This is a genomic window from Pseudoalteromonas sp. B160, from assembly GCF_037162485.1.
Taxonomy (GTDB): domain Bacteria; phylum Pseudomonadota; class Gammaproteobacteria; order Enterobacterales; family Alteromonadaceae; genus Pseudoalteromonas; species Pseudoalteromonas rhizosphaerae.
This window is the reverse complement of record NZ_JARLUX010000002.1, coordinates 756,440-777,265: the sequence shown is the minus strand read 5'-3', so window position 1 is coordinate 777,265 and position 20,826 is coordinate 756,440. Positions and strand designations below refer to the sequence as shown.

General features: G+C 40.3%; 10 protein-coding genes and 2 pseudogenes. 11 read left to right on the top strand and 1 reads right to left on the bottom strand.

All coding sequences use genetic code 11. From position 1 onward, the window contains the following. Positions 1-391: 391 nt before the first annotated feature. From P4S61_RS21915 to P4S61_RS21860, 11 genes and pseudogenes are all read left to right on the top strand, one after another. Positions 392-3,106: a TonB-dependent receptor gene (locus P4S61_RS21915; protein ID WP_145239069.1), complete on the top strand. Its 2,715-nt coding sequence runs from the start codon at positions 392-394 to the stop codon at positions 3,104-3,106. Between the two features lie 533 nt (positions 3,107-3,639). Next, positions 3,640-6,663 carry a TonB-dependent receptor gene (locus P4S61_RS21910; protein WP_337119198.1) on the top strand — a complete coding sequence of 1,008 codons (3,024 nt, stop codon included), beginning with the start codon at positions 3,640-3,642 and terminating at the stop codon, positions 6,661-6,663. A gap of 225 nt (positions 6,664-6,888) precedes the next feature. Continuing rightward, positions 6,889-7,980, top strand: a complete 1,092-nt coding sequence (locus P4S61_RS21905) for a rhamnogalacturonan acetylesterase (RefSeq protein ID WP_337119197.1) — start codon at positions 6,889-6,891, stop codon at positions 7,978-7,980. Between the two features lie 74 nt (positions 7,981-8,054). Continuing rightward, entirely contained in the window at positions 8,055-8,705 is a 651-nt protein-coding gene (locus tag P4S61_RS21900; protein WP_337119196.1) for a hypothetical protein, read from the top strand. Positions 8,706-9,032: 327 nt separating this feature from the next. Continuing rightward, the gene (locus tag P4S61_RS21895) at positions 9,033-10,502 is read left to right on the top strand and encodes a glycoside hydrolase family 28 protein (RefSeq protein ID WP_337119195.1); all 1,470 of its coding nucleotides are present in this window, start codon (positions 9,033-9,035) and stop codon (positions 10,500-10,502) included. A 22-nt stretch (positions 10,503-10,524) separates the two neighbouring features. After that, a pseudogene (gene eda / locus P4S61_RS21890) lies at positions 10,525-11,147 on the top strand (bifunctional 4-hydroxy-2-oxoglutarate aldolase/2-dehydro-3-deoxy-phosphogluconate aldolase). A gap of 91 nt (positions 11,148-11,238) precedes the next feature. Beyond that, positions 11,239-12,687: a glucuronate isomerase gene (gene uxaC / locus P4S61_RS21885; protein ID WP_182819674.1), complete on the top strand. Its 1,449-nt coding sequence runs from the start codon at positions 11,239-11,241 to the stop codon at positions 12,685-12,687. Between the two features lie 49 nt (positions 12,688-12,736). Further along, entirely contained in the window at positions 12,737-15,286 is a 2,550-nt protein-coding gene (locus tag P4S61_RS21880; RefSeq protein ID WP_182819675.1) for a glycoside hydrolase family 88 protein, read from the top strand. A gap of 106 nt (positions 15,287-15,392) precedes the next feature. After that, a complete protein-coding gene (locus P4S61_RS21875) occupies positions 15,393-16,607 on the top strand; it encodes a glycoside hydrolase family 88/105 protein (RefSeq protein ID WP_259401936.1) in 1,215 nt (404 codons plus the stop codon). 3 nt (positions 16,608-16,610) lie between these two features. Beyond that, positions 16,611-18,277: pseudogene (locus P4S61_RS21870) on the top strand (glycoside hydrolase family 43 protein). Between the two features lie 6 nt (positions 18,278-18,283). After that, positions 18,284-19,240 (top strand): alpha/beta hydrolase, encoded by a 957-nt coding sequence (locus P4S61_RS21860; protein ID WP_337119192.1) that lies wholly within the window; start codon positions 18,284-18,286, stop codon positions 19,238-19,240. A gap of 69 nt (positions 19,241-19,309) precedes the next feature. On the opposite strand, the gene P4S61_RS21855 is transcribed toward P4S61_RS21860, so the two are convergent. Continuing rightward, positions 19,310-20,737, bottom strand: coding sequence for a pectate lyase family protein (locus P4S61_RS21855; protein ID WP_145239096.1), 1,428 nt, complete (start codon positions 20,735-20,737; stop codon positions 19,310-19,312). Positions 20,738-20,826 lie beyond the last annotated feature (89 nt).

Here is a 20,826-nt window from a genome sequence, read left to right as displayed (position 1 = left end):
GTTTAGCTCTTTATAAAATTATCTTTTGTAATTGAGTGAAAAAATAATTTTACTTAATTGTGGTTGTCGTTATAAACATACCACCAACTGCCACCGGTGGCAAATAACAAGTTAAATCATGGTGCTGAATAAAATTAAACCAAGACTTAATGTGCATTTACTGCCAAATAAATGTAAATAAAACATAAAAAATGTAATTTCTTAGGTTTGACAATATGCTTTTTTAGATATAGCTTGACTTGGGTGCCACCGGTAGCAAATATATTTCCCTGATATTGCTACCGTTTCAAATTATATTTTTATGAACTTAAATCATAGACTTATATTTTACTGGCTAAATAAAGTAATAAAAATAAAAACTCAAATCAACAGCATAAAAAAGGAACACACAATGAAGACTGCAAATAAGTTCGTTCTCAAGCCACTTAACTGCATTGTTAGTGCCTTATTACTGGGCACAACATCGTATGCAATCGCAGCCGATGAACAACCACAAACAGAAACTAAAGCCCAAAATGACATAGAGTTAATTCAAGTAACAGGATTTAGATCATCATTAAATAAATCGTTAGCAACTAAACGTTTTGAAGTAAATACCACAGAATCTATCGCTGCTGAAGATATTGGTAAATTTCCTGATCTGAATATCGCCGAATCATTACAACGTATTCCTGGTGTGGCAATTTCCCGTGAAGGTGGTGAAGGTAGGCAAATTACCTTACGTGGTTTAGGTCCTGCATTTACACGTACTACTTTAAACGGTATGGAAGTACCTGCAAGTACCGATGGCACTGACTCTGGTGGCGGCGTAAATGGTGGCCGTGCATTTGATTTTAATATATTTGCATCCGAACTATTTAATCGTGTTGATATCCAAAAAACGCCCACAGCTGCAACTGAAGAAGGAGGTATAGCGGGTACTGTTGATATGTATTCTGCACGTCCTTTTGACACAACAGGCTTTCATGTTGCTGCGTCTGCGCAAGCCGGTTATAACGACCTCACTGAAGAAGTCGACCCACGGATGGTATTTATGATCAGCAACACATTTGCTGATGATACAATCGGGGCTTTATTCTCTGTCGCAAAATCTGAACGCACCGTGCGCCAAGAAGGCTTTGGGACTGTGCGCTGGACCACCCCCGTACTCGATGGTGGCGGTATTTATGCTGACACCTCTAGTACAGAAGTTATTGGCACACCCAATACTGGGGAGTGTGAGTTCGAAGGTCAAACAGTCGATGCTGTGAACTGCTTATATACGCCACGTCTGCCTCGCCCTGATTTTTTTGGTAATGAACAAGACCGTTTAGGCTTTACCGGTTCATTACAATATGCTCCTAACGATGATCTGGTCCTTACGCTAGATACATTACATTCAACCCTCGATAATGATCGTACTATGTACAACTTTTTCGAGATGTTTAGAAACACATTCAGCGAAATTACCCCTGAATCGATTACCGTGGCTGAAAATGGAAAACAGATCCAAGCAGCGACATTTAACGGGGTTAAATCTCGAGTAGAAAGCCGTCAGCAGATTTCAAAAACAAAATTTCAACAATACGTATTCTCAGCTAAATATCATTTATCTGATTACCTTCGATTAGACGCTATGGTGGGCACTGCTGAATCGGATGCTCGCTCTGAGCAGTATCGTTATAACATGACTAATAACGCACCTCATAGAGTATCGATGGATTTTGGCACCAGCAATAATACCGCTGTGATGAATTACGATTACGATACTCTAGATGCCAACTCTTTTGATTTAGCCGATGGGCGCTTACGTGCAACAGATGTACTGCGCGAAAATGACACCGCTAAAATTGATTTATCATACGAGATGGATATGATGAATATCAAAGGCGGTATAGCCTATAACGACAGAACGGTTAGTTACGATGAATCACAAATAAACGGTTTTCCTGATCAAGATTCTGCAGCTGGATTTTCTCAGTTAATGCCCTACGATGATTTTGGCACCGGTTATGACGGCACGTTATCACCCTTTATAGTGGCTGATTTTGATGCAATAAATTCACAGCTTTTAGTTAAAGAGTGGGTGCCACGCAGTGCACAAAGCTGGAAAGTTGAAGAAGAAACAATGGCTGCCTATGTGGAAACTAATTTTGAATATGAAATTTCCGATATGCTACTACGCACCAATGCAGGTGTTCGCTATGTAAAAACTGAAACCACATCAACAGGTTTTATTCAAACTGATGCGGTATCAATCGACAATAGCTATGACAATGTTTTACCGGTGCTAAATTTAGCCCTTGATGCAACCGATGATGTGATTGTAAGGCTGGGTTTATCTAAAACCATGACCCGCCCGAGTTTGAGTTCACTCAATCCTGGTAATCCATCGTTTTCTTATTTAAACGGCACTGTTAGTGCGGGTAACCCATTCTTAGACCCTTTCACCTCTACCAATACAGACGTTGGTGTTGAATGGTACTTTGCAGAAGAGTCGCTATTAGCAGCAACAGCGTTTTACAAAGATATTGGCTCTTTTATAAAAAGTGATAGTGAAGAAAAACTCGTCGATCCTGCTTATTTACCCTTTATTGATAATGATCCGCAATATGATCCATCAAGTGCGCTCGATCCTAGAACTACCCCTTACACACATTTCGTCCCTGTAAATGGACAAGGTACTGTGATCAAAGGGCTTGAACTTATTTATCAGCAACCTTTTTCATTCCTACCTGGGTTGTTAAAAAATATGGGGTTAGTGTCTAACTATACGTATGTCTCTGCAGGTGAAATTACCGGCCTTTCTAAAAATTCTTATAACTTTACCCTGTATTATGAAGAAGAAAACTATGGCGCTCGTGCCTCAGTAAATAAACGCGACAATTACATCACAGATTACACGGGTAACAATGGTAATGCCGAAGAAGCGACATCTGGTCCAACACATTTTGACCTATCTGCTTTTTATAATATTAATGAAAATGTCACTGTAACATTTGAAGCTATTAACCTTACCGACGAGTATGAACGCCTATATACAACAGGTGATGGCAGTTTAGATTTACCACGTGAATATAATCATACCGGCCGACAGTTCTTTTTAGGAATACGCTACAACTTGTAAAACAGTATTTAAATTTTAAACTCCCCTAAGGTAAACAGCTTAATTAACATTTTAATTAAGCTGTTTTTTTACGCACAATACCAACAACTCAATGTTAATTGCCTTTGTTAATTGATAATCAAAAATTACTCACATACTAACAAAAATATTCTTATATTGTTTTTATACGACTAAAGTAGCGCATCCATTATTTATAATTAAAATGCAATGCCACCGGTGGCAAATAATCAGTTAAATCATAGTACTTATAGATAATGTTGCACTTGAATGGTATTCGTACGCTGTTCTAAATGTAAATTAATGATGAATAATGTTATGTTTTTCATTTGACTTCGCATCAATAACGCTATATTTTTCATTTTGTGCCACCGGTAGCAAGCCATTTCATAAAACACTTTGCTACTTGCTTTCTCGTTGTTTTTCCCATTATGGATTATGAGGTTAGGTGCAATAAGAATCAGAACAAGGACATGACAAACACTCTCTTTTAAGTCATGTTAACTTAATAACAATAAGTAGAACGTGGAACCACTATGACAACCAGCACACACAATTTTAAACTTAGTAAGTTAATGACCAATTTAATACTCAGTGGCGCATTGACCAGTGGCTTAGCATATGCAGCCCCTCAAGATGAAGCTGTTGCTGATGATCAACTTGAAGTGATCGAAGTAAAAGGTTTTCGCGGTAGTATCAATGCCGCTTTAATGTCTAAGCGTGAAGCCGTTGGTACACGTGAGACTATCATTGCTGAAGATATTGGTAAATTTCCTGACTTAAATGTTGCTGACTCACTTTCGCGTGTACCTGGTATCTCTATTGAAGAGGATGCGGGTGAAGGTCGTCAAATTACCATTCGTGGTCTAGGTTCTCGTTACGTTAAAACCACAATTAATGGCATGGAGTCGGCATCTGCTGGTGCTGCTACTGATGCGGCTGGTGGTTCTAATACCTCTCGTGCTTTTGATTTTAACGTATTCGCATCTGAACTGTTTACCCAAATAGATATTAATAAAACCGTTTCTGCTGAACTTGAAGACGGTGGCATATCAGGGAATGTAAACTTACAAACGGCGCGTCCATTTCAATATGATGGCTTTAAAGGCGCTTACAATGTCAATGCTCGTTATAGTGATGTTGATGAGGATGTATCGCCTCGTGCTTCTTTTATGCTCAGTAATAACTGGGATAATAAGTTTGGTGTACTTGCCTCTATTGCATACTCAGATGGCACAGTACAAAGTGAAGGCTCTTCAACTGGACGTTGGACTGTAAACAATCCAAGCTTTGTCGAAGATGGTTTACCTGTTGGTCAAGGCGGCTCAAATTATCTTACCGTAGCACCTAAAACATTACTGATGCCAAATGGTAATTACACCAATGAAAATTTAGATGGGCTATATTTACCGCGAATTCCTCGCTATTCATTGTATTCAAAACAGCAAAAACGTCTTGGTGCAACAATTGCTTTTCAGTATGCGCCTACCGATGACCTCTCATTCAACTTAGATGTGCTGCATGCAAGCTTGGATAATGATTCTGAAGAATATCACTACGAAGTATTATTACGAGATCAAAAAGATATCGTCCCTGAAAACATTTATGTCGATGCCAACAACACCATAGTCGCTGGTGCATACTCAAACGCCATTATCCGTTCAGAAACACGCAAAGATACATCTGAATCAGCATTTGACCAAGTTAGCTTTACTGGAAATTGGTTTATTAACGATCGTTTTAAAATGAACTTACTAATAGGCCAAGGTAAATCAGATTTAGACATTCCGAATATGACCACCTTTGCCCTAGATAGTAATCAATCTACCGTGGCCTATAGTTTTGATAGTAATATAGACCCATTATCATTAATTAATAACCTGGGCGGACAAGCGATTGGTAGCGGTGAGTTAAACACTAATATGCCATCATTTGCATTTGCCGCAGGTCAGCCACCTGGCGGGAATTATAGTAAAGATGAAATAGCGTCGGTGATGACAGATCCAACTAATTACACCGCTGGTTTAGTACGTAATCGCTCGCAAACAATTGAAAGTGAAAACAAAACTATTAGAGTTGATTTTACATACGAGATTAACGATGAATATACGGTTAAGTTTGGTGTTGGTCAGCGTAGTTTTGAAACAGAACAACACTATAATTTAAATAACTGGAAAGACATCAATAGAGAAACAAACAAAACATCAGGCGCAATAGCAGAAGAGCGTGTTATATCGCTAGATGCAGCCCAAATTGATGGCAGCTTGTTCAATACCACTTTAGATAAACAAGGTGTAAGTTTTGGTAACAACGCTTCAATTCCTGGTTCATCAACGCTTAACAGTAGTACTTGGTTAGCACCTGATTATAATGCCATGTACAACGCCTTTGCTGGGGCAGACTTTTTTCAAGCCAAAGAAGACTTTAGACGCACTTATTATATTAAAGAAGAAGTTGCTACAGCATTTGTCCTGTTAGATTTCAGAAACTACATATTTGATAAAGAGCTACGTGGTAATATTGGTGTGCGTTATGTTGATAACAAAAACACCAGTCGTATCGTAAATTTAGATCATATTTACAAAGATGGTTTCACTGCGGGACGTGGCGACGGTGCTAACTATGCTGCAGGTTATGGTTGGCGTGAGTCTGTGAGTGAGGGAGATGAATGGCTGCCATCATTAAACCTTGCTTACGATATCACTGAGGACTTAGTCGGTCGCTTTAGTTATTCACACGCAATTACTCGCCCAAAACTATCTGATTTGCGTTCTTCAATCAGTATTAATACGCCGAGTATTGATGATCCGTCAGCGACAATTAAGATGGGTGCAGGCCCGTCACTCAAGCCTTATAAAGCGAAACAATATGATGTTGGTCTAGAGTGGTACTTTGCCGAAGAATCGCTGCTTGCAACATCACTGTTTTATAAAAATATTTCGGGTTTAACAAAAGCAAGTTCTGAGCAAGTTTTATCACAAGCCGATCTTGATAGACTTGGTATCGACCTTGGCGACACAGATCCTAGCACTGTGACTTGGCAAGTATCGCAACTTGTCAATACCGATGCTGAAGGCATGTGGGGCGCAGAATTTATTTATCAACAGCCTTTTACCTTCTTGCCTGAACCATTTAATGCCTTAGGTTTACAAACTAACTACACCTATATTGATTATACACGTGATATAGAAGACCCATTTTATGGCACGCAACTTAACTTAGTAGAAGAAGAAACATCAAAGAATACATACAACATCACCTTGTATTATCAAGTAGACGATTGGTCGGCTCGTTTTTCTTATAACTACCGAAGTGGCTATAACAAACAATATTTAGACGAATATAAAGATGAATCAACCTTTGTGCGTGGTTATGATGCAAAGGCGAAGCTTAATTTCTCTGCCCGCTACAAGTTAACAGAGAAAATGAGTGTTTCATTTGAAGCCGTTAATTTAACAGATGAAAAACAAGATATGTGGAATGATATTTACACGCCACGCCCTTACGAAAACCTGTCATCAGGTCGCCAGTTCTTAGTGGGTTTAAGGGGTACATTCTAACTTTATAAAAGCACAACCTCATTTAACGAGGTTGTGCCTTCTCTAATTGTCTCCCCTGCATCATCGATGGTTTTCAGTTGAGGCTGATAGGCTTGATTTTAACAAAACTTTCAGTTTGCCCCTACTCATAAAGATAAGAACAAGAAACTGAAAATATTGCTCACTAAATTTGCTTGATAGCCATTTGAGTTAACAGTGCGCTGATAATAATAAGGTATTAGAAACATGAAAATTTTTCTCAAACAATTATCCATACTTTTAGTATGCTTCTATTTAAGTGCATGCGGAGGTTCATCAGATGACTCCACTATTGTAGATCCAATAGTTACTGACCCTGTGGTTACTGACCCTGTGGTTACTGACCCTGTGGATCCTGAGCCACCTGTTGAACCTGAGCCGCCTGTTGACCCCGAGGATCCAGTTGATCCTATTGCTGATATCACCATTCATATGATTGGTGACTCGACTATGACTGAGTACGACCAATCGCGTAAACCGCAAGCCGGCTGGGGTGAACTGGTTCCTATGTTCGTGAGTGACAAAGCAACCGTTAGAAATTGGGCCCGTGGTGGCAGAAGTTCTCGTAGTTTTTATTACGAAGATGGTCTTTGGAACTTAGTTAAAGAAACAATAAAAACGGGTGATTACCTAATTATTCAATTTGGTCATAATGATCAAAAATTAGGGGATGCTTATGAAGAGTTTGGCACTTATGCATACTGTAGTGATGGCAGTAGCAATGGTGAGGATTGCCTTGATACCGAACACTCTTATTATCAATTCCTGAAAAAATATATAAAAGAAGCACGTGACTTAGGCGCAGTGCCCATTTTAATGAGCCCTATTGTGCGTAAATATTTTAGCGGCGAAAGTATCAGAAACTCAGGACTACATAATCTTGAAACGGTTAACACTGGAGAGCTTTTTGCACGCGGTAACTACCCTGCGGCTATGAAGGAAGTCGCGGTATTATTAGACGTTCCTATGGTTGATTTAACCGAGCAAACAAAGGAAATTGTTGAAAAGTACGGTGAGCAAGCTGCGACTGAATCACTCTACATTTCAGCAGACAGCACTCACCCTCAAGTACTTTTCGCGACTTTAATAGCAAAAGAAGCCATGAAAAGTTTGCAACAGCAAGAGGTCTTAGCTGATTATATTATTGAAGCGACTTCTTTTATTTCTAGTCCTGAAACACTGCAATGGAACGATCGTTATATTGGCGTCGCTAATGTGAAAAGTTTAACGTTATCAGCATTTGATTTAAGCCCTAACACGGGTAATTTAGTGGCACCGCACCTGATGGATTTTTATTAAGTGATGCTCCCGATTCAACTAACTGGACAACAATATTAACCGTTCCTTATGAAAATGGTGCATTCACTGAAAAAATGTATGTTCAGTTCACTCCTTACTCTGAAAAATCTTTCAATGATAGTATTAGTTTTTTTGCTGGTGGTATTGATTTAGGCACGGTAAATGTTTCAGGTAACGGTGTTGATGTTGGTAATGGTCTCCCCACTTATAGCCGTTGGTTTACTGAAGGAGGGGCATTAGCAGCAATAACGGATGGTCCAATTACAGCACAAGACGCAAGTGTTGTGAATTTAGATACAGGCTCAGTTAAAACATTTGCTGTTAACGAACAAGACACAGGAGTTGCAAGATTTAGGGTTTATGGTCCTGATTTAGTCTCTAAAAATGCTGATAAATATCTAGAGTTTTCACTAACTGCCGCGACCCAAACATTTTCTATCGATACTATTTCGGCATGGATGACTACCAGCGGGGGTTCTACGGTACAAGCAGATATACAATACTCATTTAATAGCGACTTTAGTAACCCTGTATCATTAAATGAGGATCCTATTTCGTTCTCAAAAGACACCATGTTACTCACTGAATATAATGTCACTATACAAGTACTTGCTGAAAACAAACTGTATATACGGATTTACCCATACAATGCGGCTGGTGCAGATACAACAGGTAAATACCTAGCAGTATACGATGTGAAAGTATCCGGACTTTCTGGTGATTAAGTTAATAAAAACTGACCACTATGACGGCATATTATAGAAATTAATTCAATAATAAGCTCATTAACTTCACGATGAGGTTAATGAGCTTGCAGTAATCAACCCTATACCCTCTTATTTAATTCGCTTACTTGCTTTTCACAAGCGTCATTTATTTTTTCCTGCACAAAGTAACACCGCGTTTTGCTATGTTCTGCTAAGTAAATTTTTATAAAATAATAAACTTAACACTATTTTAAAGTTCATAATAAAACACCATTGCCACCGGTGGCAATAACTGCTAATGTTAACCTATTATAATAATTCCAATTACAGCAGCAGGATACAAAAATGAATAATCAACGACGCTATTTTCTTAAAGCATTAGCTTCTAGCACTTTGGTAACTGCAACCTTAGTTGGCTGTAAGTCAGCCCCTTTGCTCAATGTTTTTGACGCACCAATTAGCGCAGATGATTGGCAAATGGCTGAACATATAAAAGCTAAGATTGTCGTCCCAACCTTCCCTGCTAAGCAATTTAATATTAAAGACTTTGGTGCAAAAGAAAATGGCCAACATGATTGTACACAGGCCATTAAAAACGCCATTGAAGCCTGCCACGCACAAGGAGGTGGTCAGGTCTACATTCCAAATGGCACCTACTTGACCGGTGCCATTCATTTACTTTCTAACGTAAATTTACACTTGGCTGATAAGGCAATATTAAGTTTCAGCACTGATCCTAATCATTACTTACCAGAGGTATTTACTCGCTGGGAAGGCTTAGAAATGATGGGCTACTCACCACTGATTTATGCTTATGAACAAGAAAACATTGCCATCACAGGTAAAGGCACACTGCAAGGAAATGGCGATAACCAAACCTGGTGGCCTTGGAAGGGACCACACAAGGAAGGCCATTGGGATTTAATTAAAGATAGCCAAGGTAAAGTATTGCACCAGCGTGAAGCACGTGATCAGTTGATGGTTGATGCCGAAGCTGGTGTGCCTGTCAGCCAACGTATATACAGTACTGGTGCCTATTTACGCCCTCCTTTTATTCAACCGTATAAATGTAAAAATATTTTAATCGAAGGCGTAACAATTAAAAACTCACCTTTTTGGTTAGTGAACCCGGTTTTATGCCAAAGTGTTACGGTTGATAACGTGAATTTTTCAAGCCATGGTCCTAATTCAGACGGCTGTGATCCAGAAAGTTGCGACCACGTGCACATTAAAAACTGTGTCTTTGATACCGGTGATGATTGTATCGCGATCAAATCGGGCCGAAATGCTGATGGTCGCCGTGTTGGGGTAGCATCGCAAAACATTGTTATTGAAAACTGCCATATGAAAGAAGGCCATGGTGGTGTTGTGATCGGCAGTGAGATATCTGGCGGTGTAAATAATGTCTTTGTGCAAAACTGCACCATGGACAGCCCCCACCTAGAGCGCGCTATTCGTATCAAAACTAACTCAGTACGTGGCGGTTTGATCGAGCATATTCGCATACGTAACATCGAAGTTGGCACGGTTAAAAATGCTGTTGTGATCAACTTTTTTTATGAAGAAGGCGATGCGGGACAGTTCGACCCAACAGTTCGTGATATTCAAATTGAAAACCTACATTGTAAAAATGTGTTGAGTAAGGCTTTTTACCTCAATGGCTTTGCACGCGCACCAATGAACGATATCCATTTTATCGACTGTCATTTTGACCAAGTGGGTGATGATTCTATTGTTGCTAATGTGAATAACATGAGCTTAACCAATGTCACTTTAAACAAACAGCCGTTAACTATGGCTCAATTACAAAAATAATAAGTATTAATAGGAAAATTGTATGACCGTGTTTTCAACATTATTAGGCAACCAACCTATATTGCCTATCATCCAAGCAAACAGTAGTGAAGAAGGTGTGGCTATTGCCACTGCCATGTACAAGGCTGGCATTCATTTAGTTGAAGTTGTGCTGCGCACGCCAGCTTCCCTTGACGCATTAATCGCGATTAAAAAAGCGTTGCCCGATTTATGCGTTGGTGCCGGCACGATTACCGATCAAGCATTACTTGCAAAAAGTCTTGCCGTCGGCAGTGATTTTATTGTTACTCCTGCGGTATCACCACGATTATTAGATGCCCTTAGTCAATCTTCTGTGCCCGTTGTGCCGGGTGTTTCAAACACCGCCGATATTTTACTTGCTAAAGAATATGGCTTTACTGAGCAAAAATTATTTCCTGCCTCTTTGTGTGGTGGCGAGCAGTTTTTAAAAGCAGTCAGCAGCGTATTTGCTGATATTCGCTTTTGCCCAACAGGTGGCATTAATGAACAAAACTTTAAAGACTATTTAGCACTTAATAATGTGATGGCTGTGGGGGTACTTGGATTGCACAATCACAATGGGTACAAAGTAAAGACTATGAAAAAATCACGCAAGCCTGCCTTCAGGTACTAAACAACAACTAATTAACATATTGACTGCCATACGTTGTCAGTGTAATTTATCTTTGCATGCCACCGGTGGCAACAAGCAAGCAGAACAGTTAAGGAATCTTCAATGCCGAGCAATATCGAACCTTTAGAATTGCACCCAGATCGTTTATTTTCAAGCGATCCTAGCGTCGTTGCTATCGCTAGAAAGTTATATGAATCAATTAAAGACTTACCGATTATTAGTCCGCACGGTCACACTGATCCTCGTTGGTTTAATGAAAATGAAAACTTTGGCAATGCTACTGAGCTATTTATAAAACCCGATCACTACGTATTTAGAATGCTCTATAGTCAAGGGATCCCAATGACTGATTTAGGAGTACCTGAGCATGGGCTGCAAGGCGATATGGCTCGTTCAAAAGCAGCTGATCCTGAAAAAGTATGGCAAATCTTTGCTGATAACTATCACCTGTATGCCGGAACGCCAAGTGGCTATTGGTTAGATGCGGTATTTAGTGATGTGTTTGGTTTTACAGAAAAACTTTGCTCTGAAAATGGTCAGCACTATTATCAAAAAATTACAGCTGCGTTAGCAACACCCGAGTTCAAGCCTCATGCACTGATGGACCGCTTTAATATTGAACTAATTGCCACAACAGAAGGTGCACTTGATCAGCTCCCGCACCACCGCGCAATTGCAGGCTCTGCAATAGCAAAACGTGTGATCACCACCTTTAGACCTGATGATGTGGTTGATGCTAGCCGTGAAGATTTTATCGACAACGTAATTAAACTTGGTGAGATAACCGACCAAGATACAACGACTTGGCAAGGTTATTTAGCGGCAATTCAAATACGTCGTGATTACTTTCGTATTGAAGGACGTGCAACAGCAACCGATCATGGCCACCCTACTGCATTAACTGCTGACTTACCTACCGCAGAATGTGAAGCATTATTTGAAAAATGTCGAACAGGCCATTCAACAGAGCAAGAGCAAGAATTATTCCGTGGCCAAATGCTCACTGAGCTTGCCGGTATGAGCATTAAAGATGGTTTAGTGATGCAAATTCACCCTGGCGCGCATCGTAATCATAACCAAGCGGTATTTGATCAATTTGGCCGTGATAAAGGCTGTGATATTCCAAGCCAAACTGAATACGTTAATGCACTCAAACCACTATTGAGTAAATACGGAAATCACCCGGATCTTAAAATCATCCTATTCACATTAGATGAAACGACCTATAGTCGAGAACTTGCGCCACTAGCGGGTCACTACCCTAGCCTCAAGTTAGGTCCTGCTTGGTGGTTCCATGACAGCCCCGCCGGTATGCTTCGTTTTAGACAGCAAACAACTGAAACAGCTGGTTTTTATAACACGGTTGGCTTTAATGATGACACCCGCGCATTTTTATCAATTCCAGCTCGTCATGATGTTGCACGCCGCGTTGATTGTCGCTATTTAGCAGAGCTTGTAGCAAATCATCAAATTAGCGAAAGTACTGCCCAGACTCTGGCTTATCAACTAACCTATGGGCTAGTGAAAAAAGCATACAATCTCGATAAATAACGATAATAGAGCCACTTAATTTAAGTGGCTCAACCATTGAGGACACACAATGACTTTAAAAACATCACTGTTATCAAAGCGCATTTTGATGGGAACAGCTCTAAGCTCTAGCCTATTATTGATTGCATGCCAAGAACATGCAGATCTTAAAACACCACTGCAAGCGAGCGAAACTAACTCCCTTGGAAGCGCATTAGTTGCTAAAGTGGACATTGTTAATCCATCTTCGTTTAAACGCCCTGACGAGCCTATCTATCTTAGCTATTACGATTTAGGTCTTAGCCAAACTGCTGCTTTAACTGTAAAAACAGCGCAGCAAGTATTACCAAGCCAAGCAGTAGATATTGATTCAGACGGTGAACTTGATGGTGTGTATTTTATTGTCGATTTAAATGATAAACCGATTGAAGTCACCATTACACAGCAAAGTAGCCCATCAATCACAGCACAAACAAAACGTGTTCAAGCTGATCTTGCCCATAAACAAGGTGGTCAATGGCAGCCCCATTCTCGTCCGCCAAAACACCAAGTTGGCACAGGTAAAAAAGAGTATGTAGGCGGTGAATTTAAAAATGTTGATGAGTTAACACCACCAGATTATTACACCGATCATTCAAATTGGATCCGTTATGAAGGCCCAGGTATTGAGTCGGATAAAGTCGGTTACCGTTTTTATCTAGATTGGCGTAATGGTTTTGATATTTTCGGCAAATTAACAACACAACCTGTGCTACATACTGTCGGCCTTGATGGTTATTCTTCGTATCATGACAAACAAGACTGGGGCATGGATATCCTTAAAGTGGGTAAGTCTTTAGGTGCTGGCGGATTTGGTTTGATGGGTAGTAATGATGAGCTGGAACATGTATCTGATGTTAGCAAACGTACAGCACGGATTATTGAAAATGGCTATTTACGCGCCAGTATACAAATTGAGTATCAAGGCTGGCAAAATAGCTATCAACAGCAAGATTTAATAGCCAATATTAGTATGCACGGCGGCTCACGTTTGGCACATGTAGAACTGAACACTGATAAAGATTTGCCTAATTTAGTGGCCGGTGTGGTCAAACACCCAGATACTGAGTTTATTCAAGGTGATCTGGATGCAATGAGTAATTATGGCTATAGCTATATTGCCAGTTGGGGCAATCAGAGTTTAGATAAATCAGCTTTAGGTATGGCGGTATTTTTTAAAAAAGGTGATGTTATTGATGTACGCCAAGACAAAAATAACTACCTTGCAGTGCTTAAACCTAAAGGGCAAAATACACTGCATGCTGATTACTATTTTGCCTCTGTTTGGCAACCTGAAAGTGGTATCAACGATAAAGAAAGCTTTATTGAGTACCTTGATCAACAAGCTGAAAGATTGACAATTAAACCACGCATTACTTTGCATACCACAGTTACAGCAAAAAAAACGACGCAACCGCTTAATGATAAAATAGCCCTTGAATGGGCCCGCGCCCTTGCCGATTCAGAGCTGAAAAGAAAAGCACTAGGCTATCATGCCAATGGCTGGGATGTGAACCGTAAGCGCAGCCCAAAGTTTGAATACGACATTATCGGCTTACAGCCATATGCTTACTACCAATTAGGGATGGCAACTGATGAGCAAACTTATAAGAATGTGATTGCCCAAGTTACTGGTAGCTTTATTGATCAACAAGGCAAAATCACCGCCTATAAACAAAGCAATTTTAACATTGATAACATTCCGCCTGGGCGTAATCTTATCCAGCTATACCAAGATACCCAGCAGCAACAATATTTATCTGCCGCAAAAGCTTTACGTGCACAATTACAGTTACAGCCACGTACATCACAAGGCGCATTTTGGCACAAAAACAAATATCAACATCAAGTGTGGCTAGATGGCGTTTATATGGGTATGCCGTTTTTAGCCCAGTACGGTAGCTTATTTGAAACGGGCCATCAGCAACAAGAAACCTTCGCCGAGGTTGTAAACGAATTTAAGCTCACTCGTGAAGCACTACGCGATCCAAAAACAGGGTTGTACTATCACGGTTGGGATGAATCTAAACAGCAAGCATGGGCAAATAAACAAACGGGTGTTTCTGCAGAATTTTGGGGCCGTGGTATGGGGTGGCTCGCTATGGCAGTGGTTGATGTACTCGATTACATCCCAGCAAAAAACACAGAGCAACGCGATACCTTACTCGCCATGGTAAAAGAGTTGGCCACGGATATTGCCAAAGTTCAAGATACTGATACCGGCACATGGTGGCAAGTTTTAGACAAACCAACGGCTTTAGGTAACTACCAAGAATCAACTGCAACAGCCATGTTTGCTTACTTTTATGCCAAAGCACTTAATAATGGCTATATCGATGCTGATTATCAAGACACTGCCCTTGCAGCGTATCAAGGTTTACTTAACCAATTTACATTAGTACATAGCGATGGCACGGTAAGTATGACAAACCAATGCTATGTTGCAGGCCTTGGCTTTGGTCGTGATGGTAGTTATCACTATTATATGAGCGAGCCGGTCAGCAAAAATGATCCTAAAGGAAATGGTCCCTTCATTCTAGCAAGCCTTGAAGTAGCAAAGCTTCTAGCTGGTAACAACTAAACAGCCATAGATTATTCAGCCGGAAAGCAAAGTCCATCGCATTTTGCTTACCGGCCAAAACTCACTTCCCTTCAACAACATCAGCACACTAAGCTCATAAGGATTTATGATGCGTATAATCAAAATCAATAAAAACAGCGTAAATAAAAATATTTTTTCATTTTTTCTCTGCTGCTTATTCTGCTCAATAATGAATGTGTCTGCGCAAAATAATAACAACTCACTGAGCTATGCCGTGCAAATGGCTAACTCTGAGATGATCCGTAATCCACAGGCCTACACCATTGATTGGCGCACTGAACCGCGCTGGGATTACACCCATGGCTTAGTGTTACTGTCATTTGCCAAGCTCTATCAGCATCAACCAGAACAACGCTATTTCAATTACATTAAAGAATATGTAGACGCGTTAGTAATGGAAGATGGCAGTATTAAAACCTACGTAATGAGCAAATATAATCTCGACATGCTCAATGCCGGCAAGTTACTGTTTTTTATGTTTGATGAAACAAAAGATCGTAAATATCGTCTTGCCCTCGATACTTTATATGCACAGTTCAAATTACAACCTCGCACAATTGATGGTGGCTTTTGGCATAAAAAACGCTATACCTCGCAAATGTGGCTTGATGGTTTATATATGGCAGCGCCCTTTTATGCCGAATATATCCGCCGCTTTGGAACAGTAGATCAGTATGATGATGTTATAAAACAGTTTGAATTGATTGAACAACATACTTATCGCGGTGACACCGCGCTACCTGTGCATGGCTGGGATGAATCTAAACAACAGCGATGGGCAGATAAAAAAACCGGACAATCACCTAATCATTGGTCGCGCTCTATCGGTTGGTACGCCATGGCAATGGTTGATGTATTAGATCAACTACCGAAGGATTATCCAAAAAGAATCTGGCTGACGCAGCGCTTTAAAACATTGATAGATAACATGTTAAAGCTGCGTTCTGACTCCGCTGTATGGTATCAAGTTACAGATAAAGGTGAATTACGCGGTAATTATTTAGAATCCTCTGGCAGCGCGATGCTCAGCTATGCAATTGCAAGAGGTGCTAATCAAGGTTACTTGCCTGATAGCTACCAAGCAATTGCAAAAACCACCTTTAATGCTGTAGTTAGCAACTTTATTAAACGTGAGGCAGATAACACCTTATCAATACAACAAGTATGTGAAGTGGCTGGGCTTGGCGGAAAACCATATAGAGATGGCAGCTTTGCTTATTACATCAGTGAAAATGTACGTGCGAATGATCCTAAAGCAGTTGGGCCTTTTATTCTTGCCAGTTTAGAAGTGGAGAAATAACCGATGCTAAACAACAAATACAATTTCTTTTTAGCGCTGTTGGTTGTCTGCTTAAGTAGCAACCCGTGTTATGCAAAAGAGTCGCAATTACTATCGCCAACACACTCTCAAAGTCCGTGGCAAGCAGATCTAGGTAATGGCGAATATAAAAACCCAATCCTGCATGCCGATTATTCCGACCCGGATGTAGTTGCCGTTAATGGTGATTATTACATGACAGCATCTAGCTTCAACTCTGCACCTAGCTTGCCTATTTTACACTCTACCGATTTAGTCAACTGGCAGTTAATTAATTATGCACTGCCAATACAGCTGCCACAAGCCCACTTTGCAAAAGTACAACATGGCAACGGCGTATGGGCGCCAACAATCCGTTTTCATGATAATAAATTTTGGATTTTTTATCCTGATCCTGATTTTGGTATTTATGTAACTACAACAGATGATCCTGCTGGAGCTTGGTCAACCCCACAGCTTATTTTAGCGGGTAAAGGATTGATCGACCCTGCACCATTATGGGACGACAATGGTAAAACCTACTTAATACATGCATGGGCAAAAAGTCGTGCTGGCTTTAATAATGTACTGACGCTGCGTGAAATGAAAGATGACGCAAGTTGGGTTAGTGACAAATTTACACACATTGTCGATGGTAAAAATCACCCTGGATATCGCACCATTGAAGGTCCTAAATTTTATAAGCGTAACGGTTACTACTATATTTTTGCGCCTGCTGGTGGGGTAGATTTAGGTTGGCAATCGGTATTTAGAGCAAAAGAAATTACCGGTCCCTATGAAGCCAAGGTTGTTATGGCGCAAGGTAATTCAGTGATAAACGGTCCTCATCAAGGTGCGTGGGTTCACACCCAATTTGATGAAGACTGGTTTATTCACTTTCAAAGCAAACAAGCGTATGGCCGTATCACCCATTTACAACCTATGCACTGGGACAATGATTGGCCAATCATTGGTATAGATAAAAATGCTAATGGAACTGGGCAGCCGGTTTTACAGCACACTAAGCCTCGAAGCAAAACTAGCCCACAACCCACCAGCATAGTGAACAATGATGAATTCAACAGCGCTAAGCTAAGTTTATTATGGCAATGGAATGCAAATCCAAGTAACAGCTGGTATTCATTGACAGACAACACCGGCTTTTTACGCTTATACTCGCAGCCATTTACAACCCAGAACAACACTAATTTATGGTCAACGCCTTCTTTGTTACTGCAAAAGATCCTGCAGAACAGTTTGCTTTTACAACCACATTGCAGGTCAACCAAACAACCTCTGCTAGTTCCTCAGGAGTTATTCTATTTGGTGAAGACTATGCATGGATGGGTATCAAAACATCTTCTACTGGCGAACAACAGCTAGTCTATGTGCACTGTTTTAATGCGAGAAAAGGCTGTACAGAAAGTATCGTAGAGCAACAACCACTGACACAACCCTATCTTGAACTAAAAGTCGTTCTACAACCAGGCGCCACAGCCATTTTTAGTTATAGAACCGCTGCGAGCGCTGAGTTTAAAATTATTGGTGAACACTTCCAAGCTAAAAAAGGCCGCTGGGTAGGTGCTAAGTTAGGCTTATTTAGCCTGTCGCAAACTCCTGGTGCTAGCAACTATGCCGATTTTGACTATGCCCGTTACGACACTTTGGATTAAATGAATATGCTAAAACATCAAACGTTGAACTTTTTTGCCATATTATTGCTCTGTGTTCAGCCATGCATAGCAGCTGATTACACCGTTGAAAATACTTATAAAAAACTAATCAAACACTATCCACACATGCAGGTGCCCGCAACGACACTTCCTGACTCTGTAATCGCTAATAAAGCACTGGTTTACAAACAAACTAAAACCAGTGCACAGACTTTAGATATTTATCAGCAAACACAGCAAACACAAACGGCGCCTTTGATTATGTTGATCCACAGTGGTGGCTGGCAATCAGGCACCCCCGCATTAATGACAGCACTTGCAATTGCGCTGGTAGAACGTGGTTATGTTGTTGCAACACCCAGTTACCGCCTCAGCGACGAAGCGCCTTATCCTGCAGCAGTTGAGGATTTAGTTAGTGCGTTTCATTGGCTTAATAATAATGCTGCTCAGTATAATATAGACAGCACTAAGATTGCTTTATCGGGCGGCTCTGCAGGTGGCCAATTAGCCGCGCTGTTAGCCTACAGCGGCGGAATTGTTGATAGCAGCGACACTAACTCGAAGCGATTTAATGTCCAAGCGCTGATCAATATAGATGGCTTAAGTGATTTCACGTCTCCAGAAGCACTACCTTTTGAAAACAACTCAGCCAAATCCGTCACTTCAGCCAGCAAGTGGTTTGGGGGTAGGTATGAAACTATCCCACAGCGTTGGCACGACGCATCGCCTATTTTCTATATTGATAAAAACGCGCCTGCAACACTTTTCATTAATAGCTCAGTGCCACGCTTTCGTGCAGGTAGAGACAGCGCAATACAAAAGTTGCAACAGTTGCATATACCCAGTGAAGTTTACCAGTTTGATGATGCGCCGCATTCATTTTGGTTATTCCAGCCGTGGTTAACGCCTACGACCAGTGTTATTGATGACTTTTTAACAGCACAATTTGCTAAAACTCGTTGATCATTATTGTTGTTAAAATTAAAGCCTTGATGAGTTAATGGTTATTTTAAGTCATCAAGGCTTTCTTTGTTAGTCGCTAAGCGAATTTAAGTACTGCTGCAAAACCTGCGCTGTAGTAGCATTTTTTAATTGCAGCTGATGCTGTTTGAACCAATCATCCGCAACACCATCTTCATTAGCATCAACGATTGCAGGAACCCCTGTAAATTCCTGTTTATATGCATCCCAATTACCAATTAGCTCAAACTCATGATCAATCAAACCATTTTTCTTTATCGCGACACTATCAGTAAGCTGTTGATAAACAAGCGTATCAATACTGTCATGGAAATAGCCATGTGCATTACGACTTGCTCCTATATGTTGCCCTTTAATGGCATCACTAAATGCTTGCTTTGCACTAACATAAACCATGGTTGTTTGCATGGGTGATGTAATGATTGGTTTATCACTTAACCACTGGCTATTTTCATCACTGATAGTGCGTTTTGCTTTGACTGCTTTGCGATAATTTACACCTAAATAATTATGCTCAGTCAGTTGTGGGTTATTCTCAAGTACATTTCCCATAATATATGCCTGATTTTCTTTGATCTCTGGGGAATACCAAATATCAGCAAACTGCATGATCTTACTTGCTTTACCTGGTTTATAATAATTGTTGATCAAGTTAAAACGACCATTTTCTGAACCATAAACATTATTATGTCCCCAGTTAAAAATAATATTATTGATAAGCTCAACAAACTCTTCATCTTGTGCATACGGTGATTTAAGTCTATGACCATTGAGCCTAGGCGTTCTACTGGCATGATTGGCAATTATATTATTAATAAAGCTCGCATTTGCCCCGCCCCAAATGCCACCATAGCCATGATCGCCTTTAGGGTGAATTGAATGGCTTAAACTATGTGAAATAATGGAATTTTGTAATGTAAAGTTACGGTTATTATAGAAACTCGCAGTTTCATCCACTGACCAACTCAATGAACAATGATCAATAATGACATTCTCACTATTACGTACCGTTAATGAATCATCAGCATAACCAAATGTACCTAAGCGAAAGCGCATATAGCGGATAATCACATTATCTGCGGATGAGACCGTCACAGGTGCACCAACAATGGCAATCCCACCTGGCGAACTTTGCCCCGCGATGGTGATATTACCATGTGAGATTTTAAGTTCCCCTGCCAATTTGATCACACCTGATACCGCAAATACGACAGTGCGAGGATGTTTTTGCACAATTGCATAGCGAAGGCTGCCTGGTTGCGGCTTATCTAAATTATCTTCCAATGTAGTCACTCTATAAAGCGTGCCATTAACTCCCCCTGTTGCGTATTTACCAAATCCTTTTGCCGTTGGAAAAGCCAATGTTGTATTGACTTGTGCAGCGTATAAATTAGTCGAAACAAAAACCGTCAACACAGTAATGATGCTTAGTATTACGATATTGAGATAGTTTAAATTATTATTCTTCAGAACTTGCATAATGTTCCTTGGCTATTTCGTTTTTAATGCTGGTTAAAATAAAAAATTGTCAATATGTAAATTGACAGTTTCATTAATACAGTGTTAAC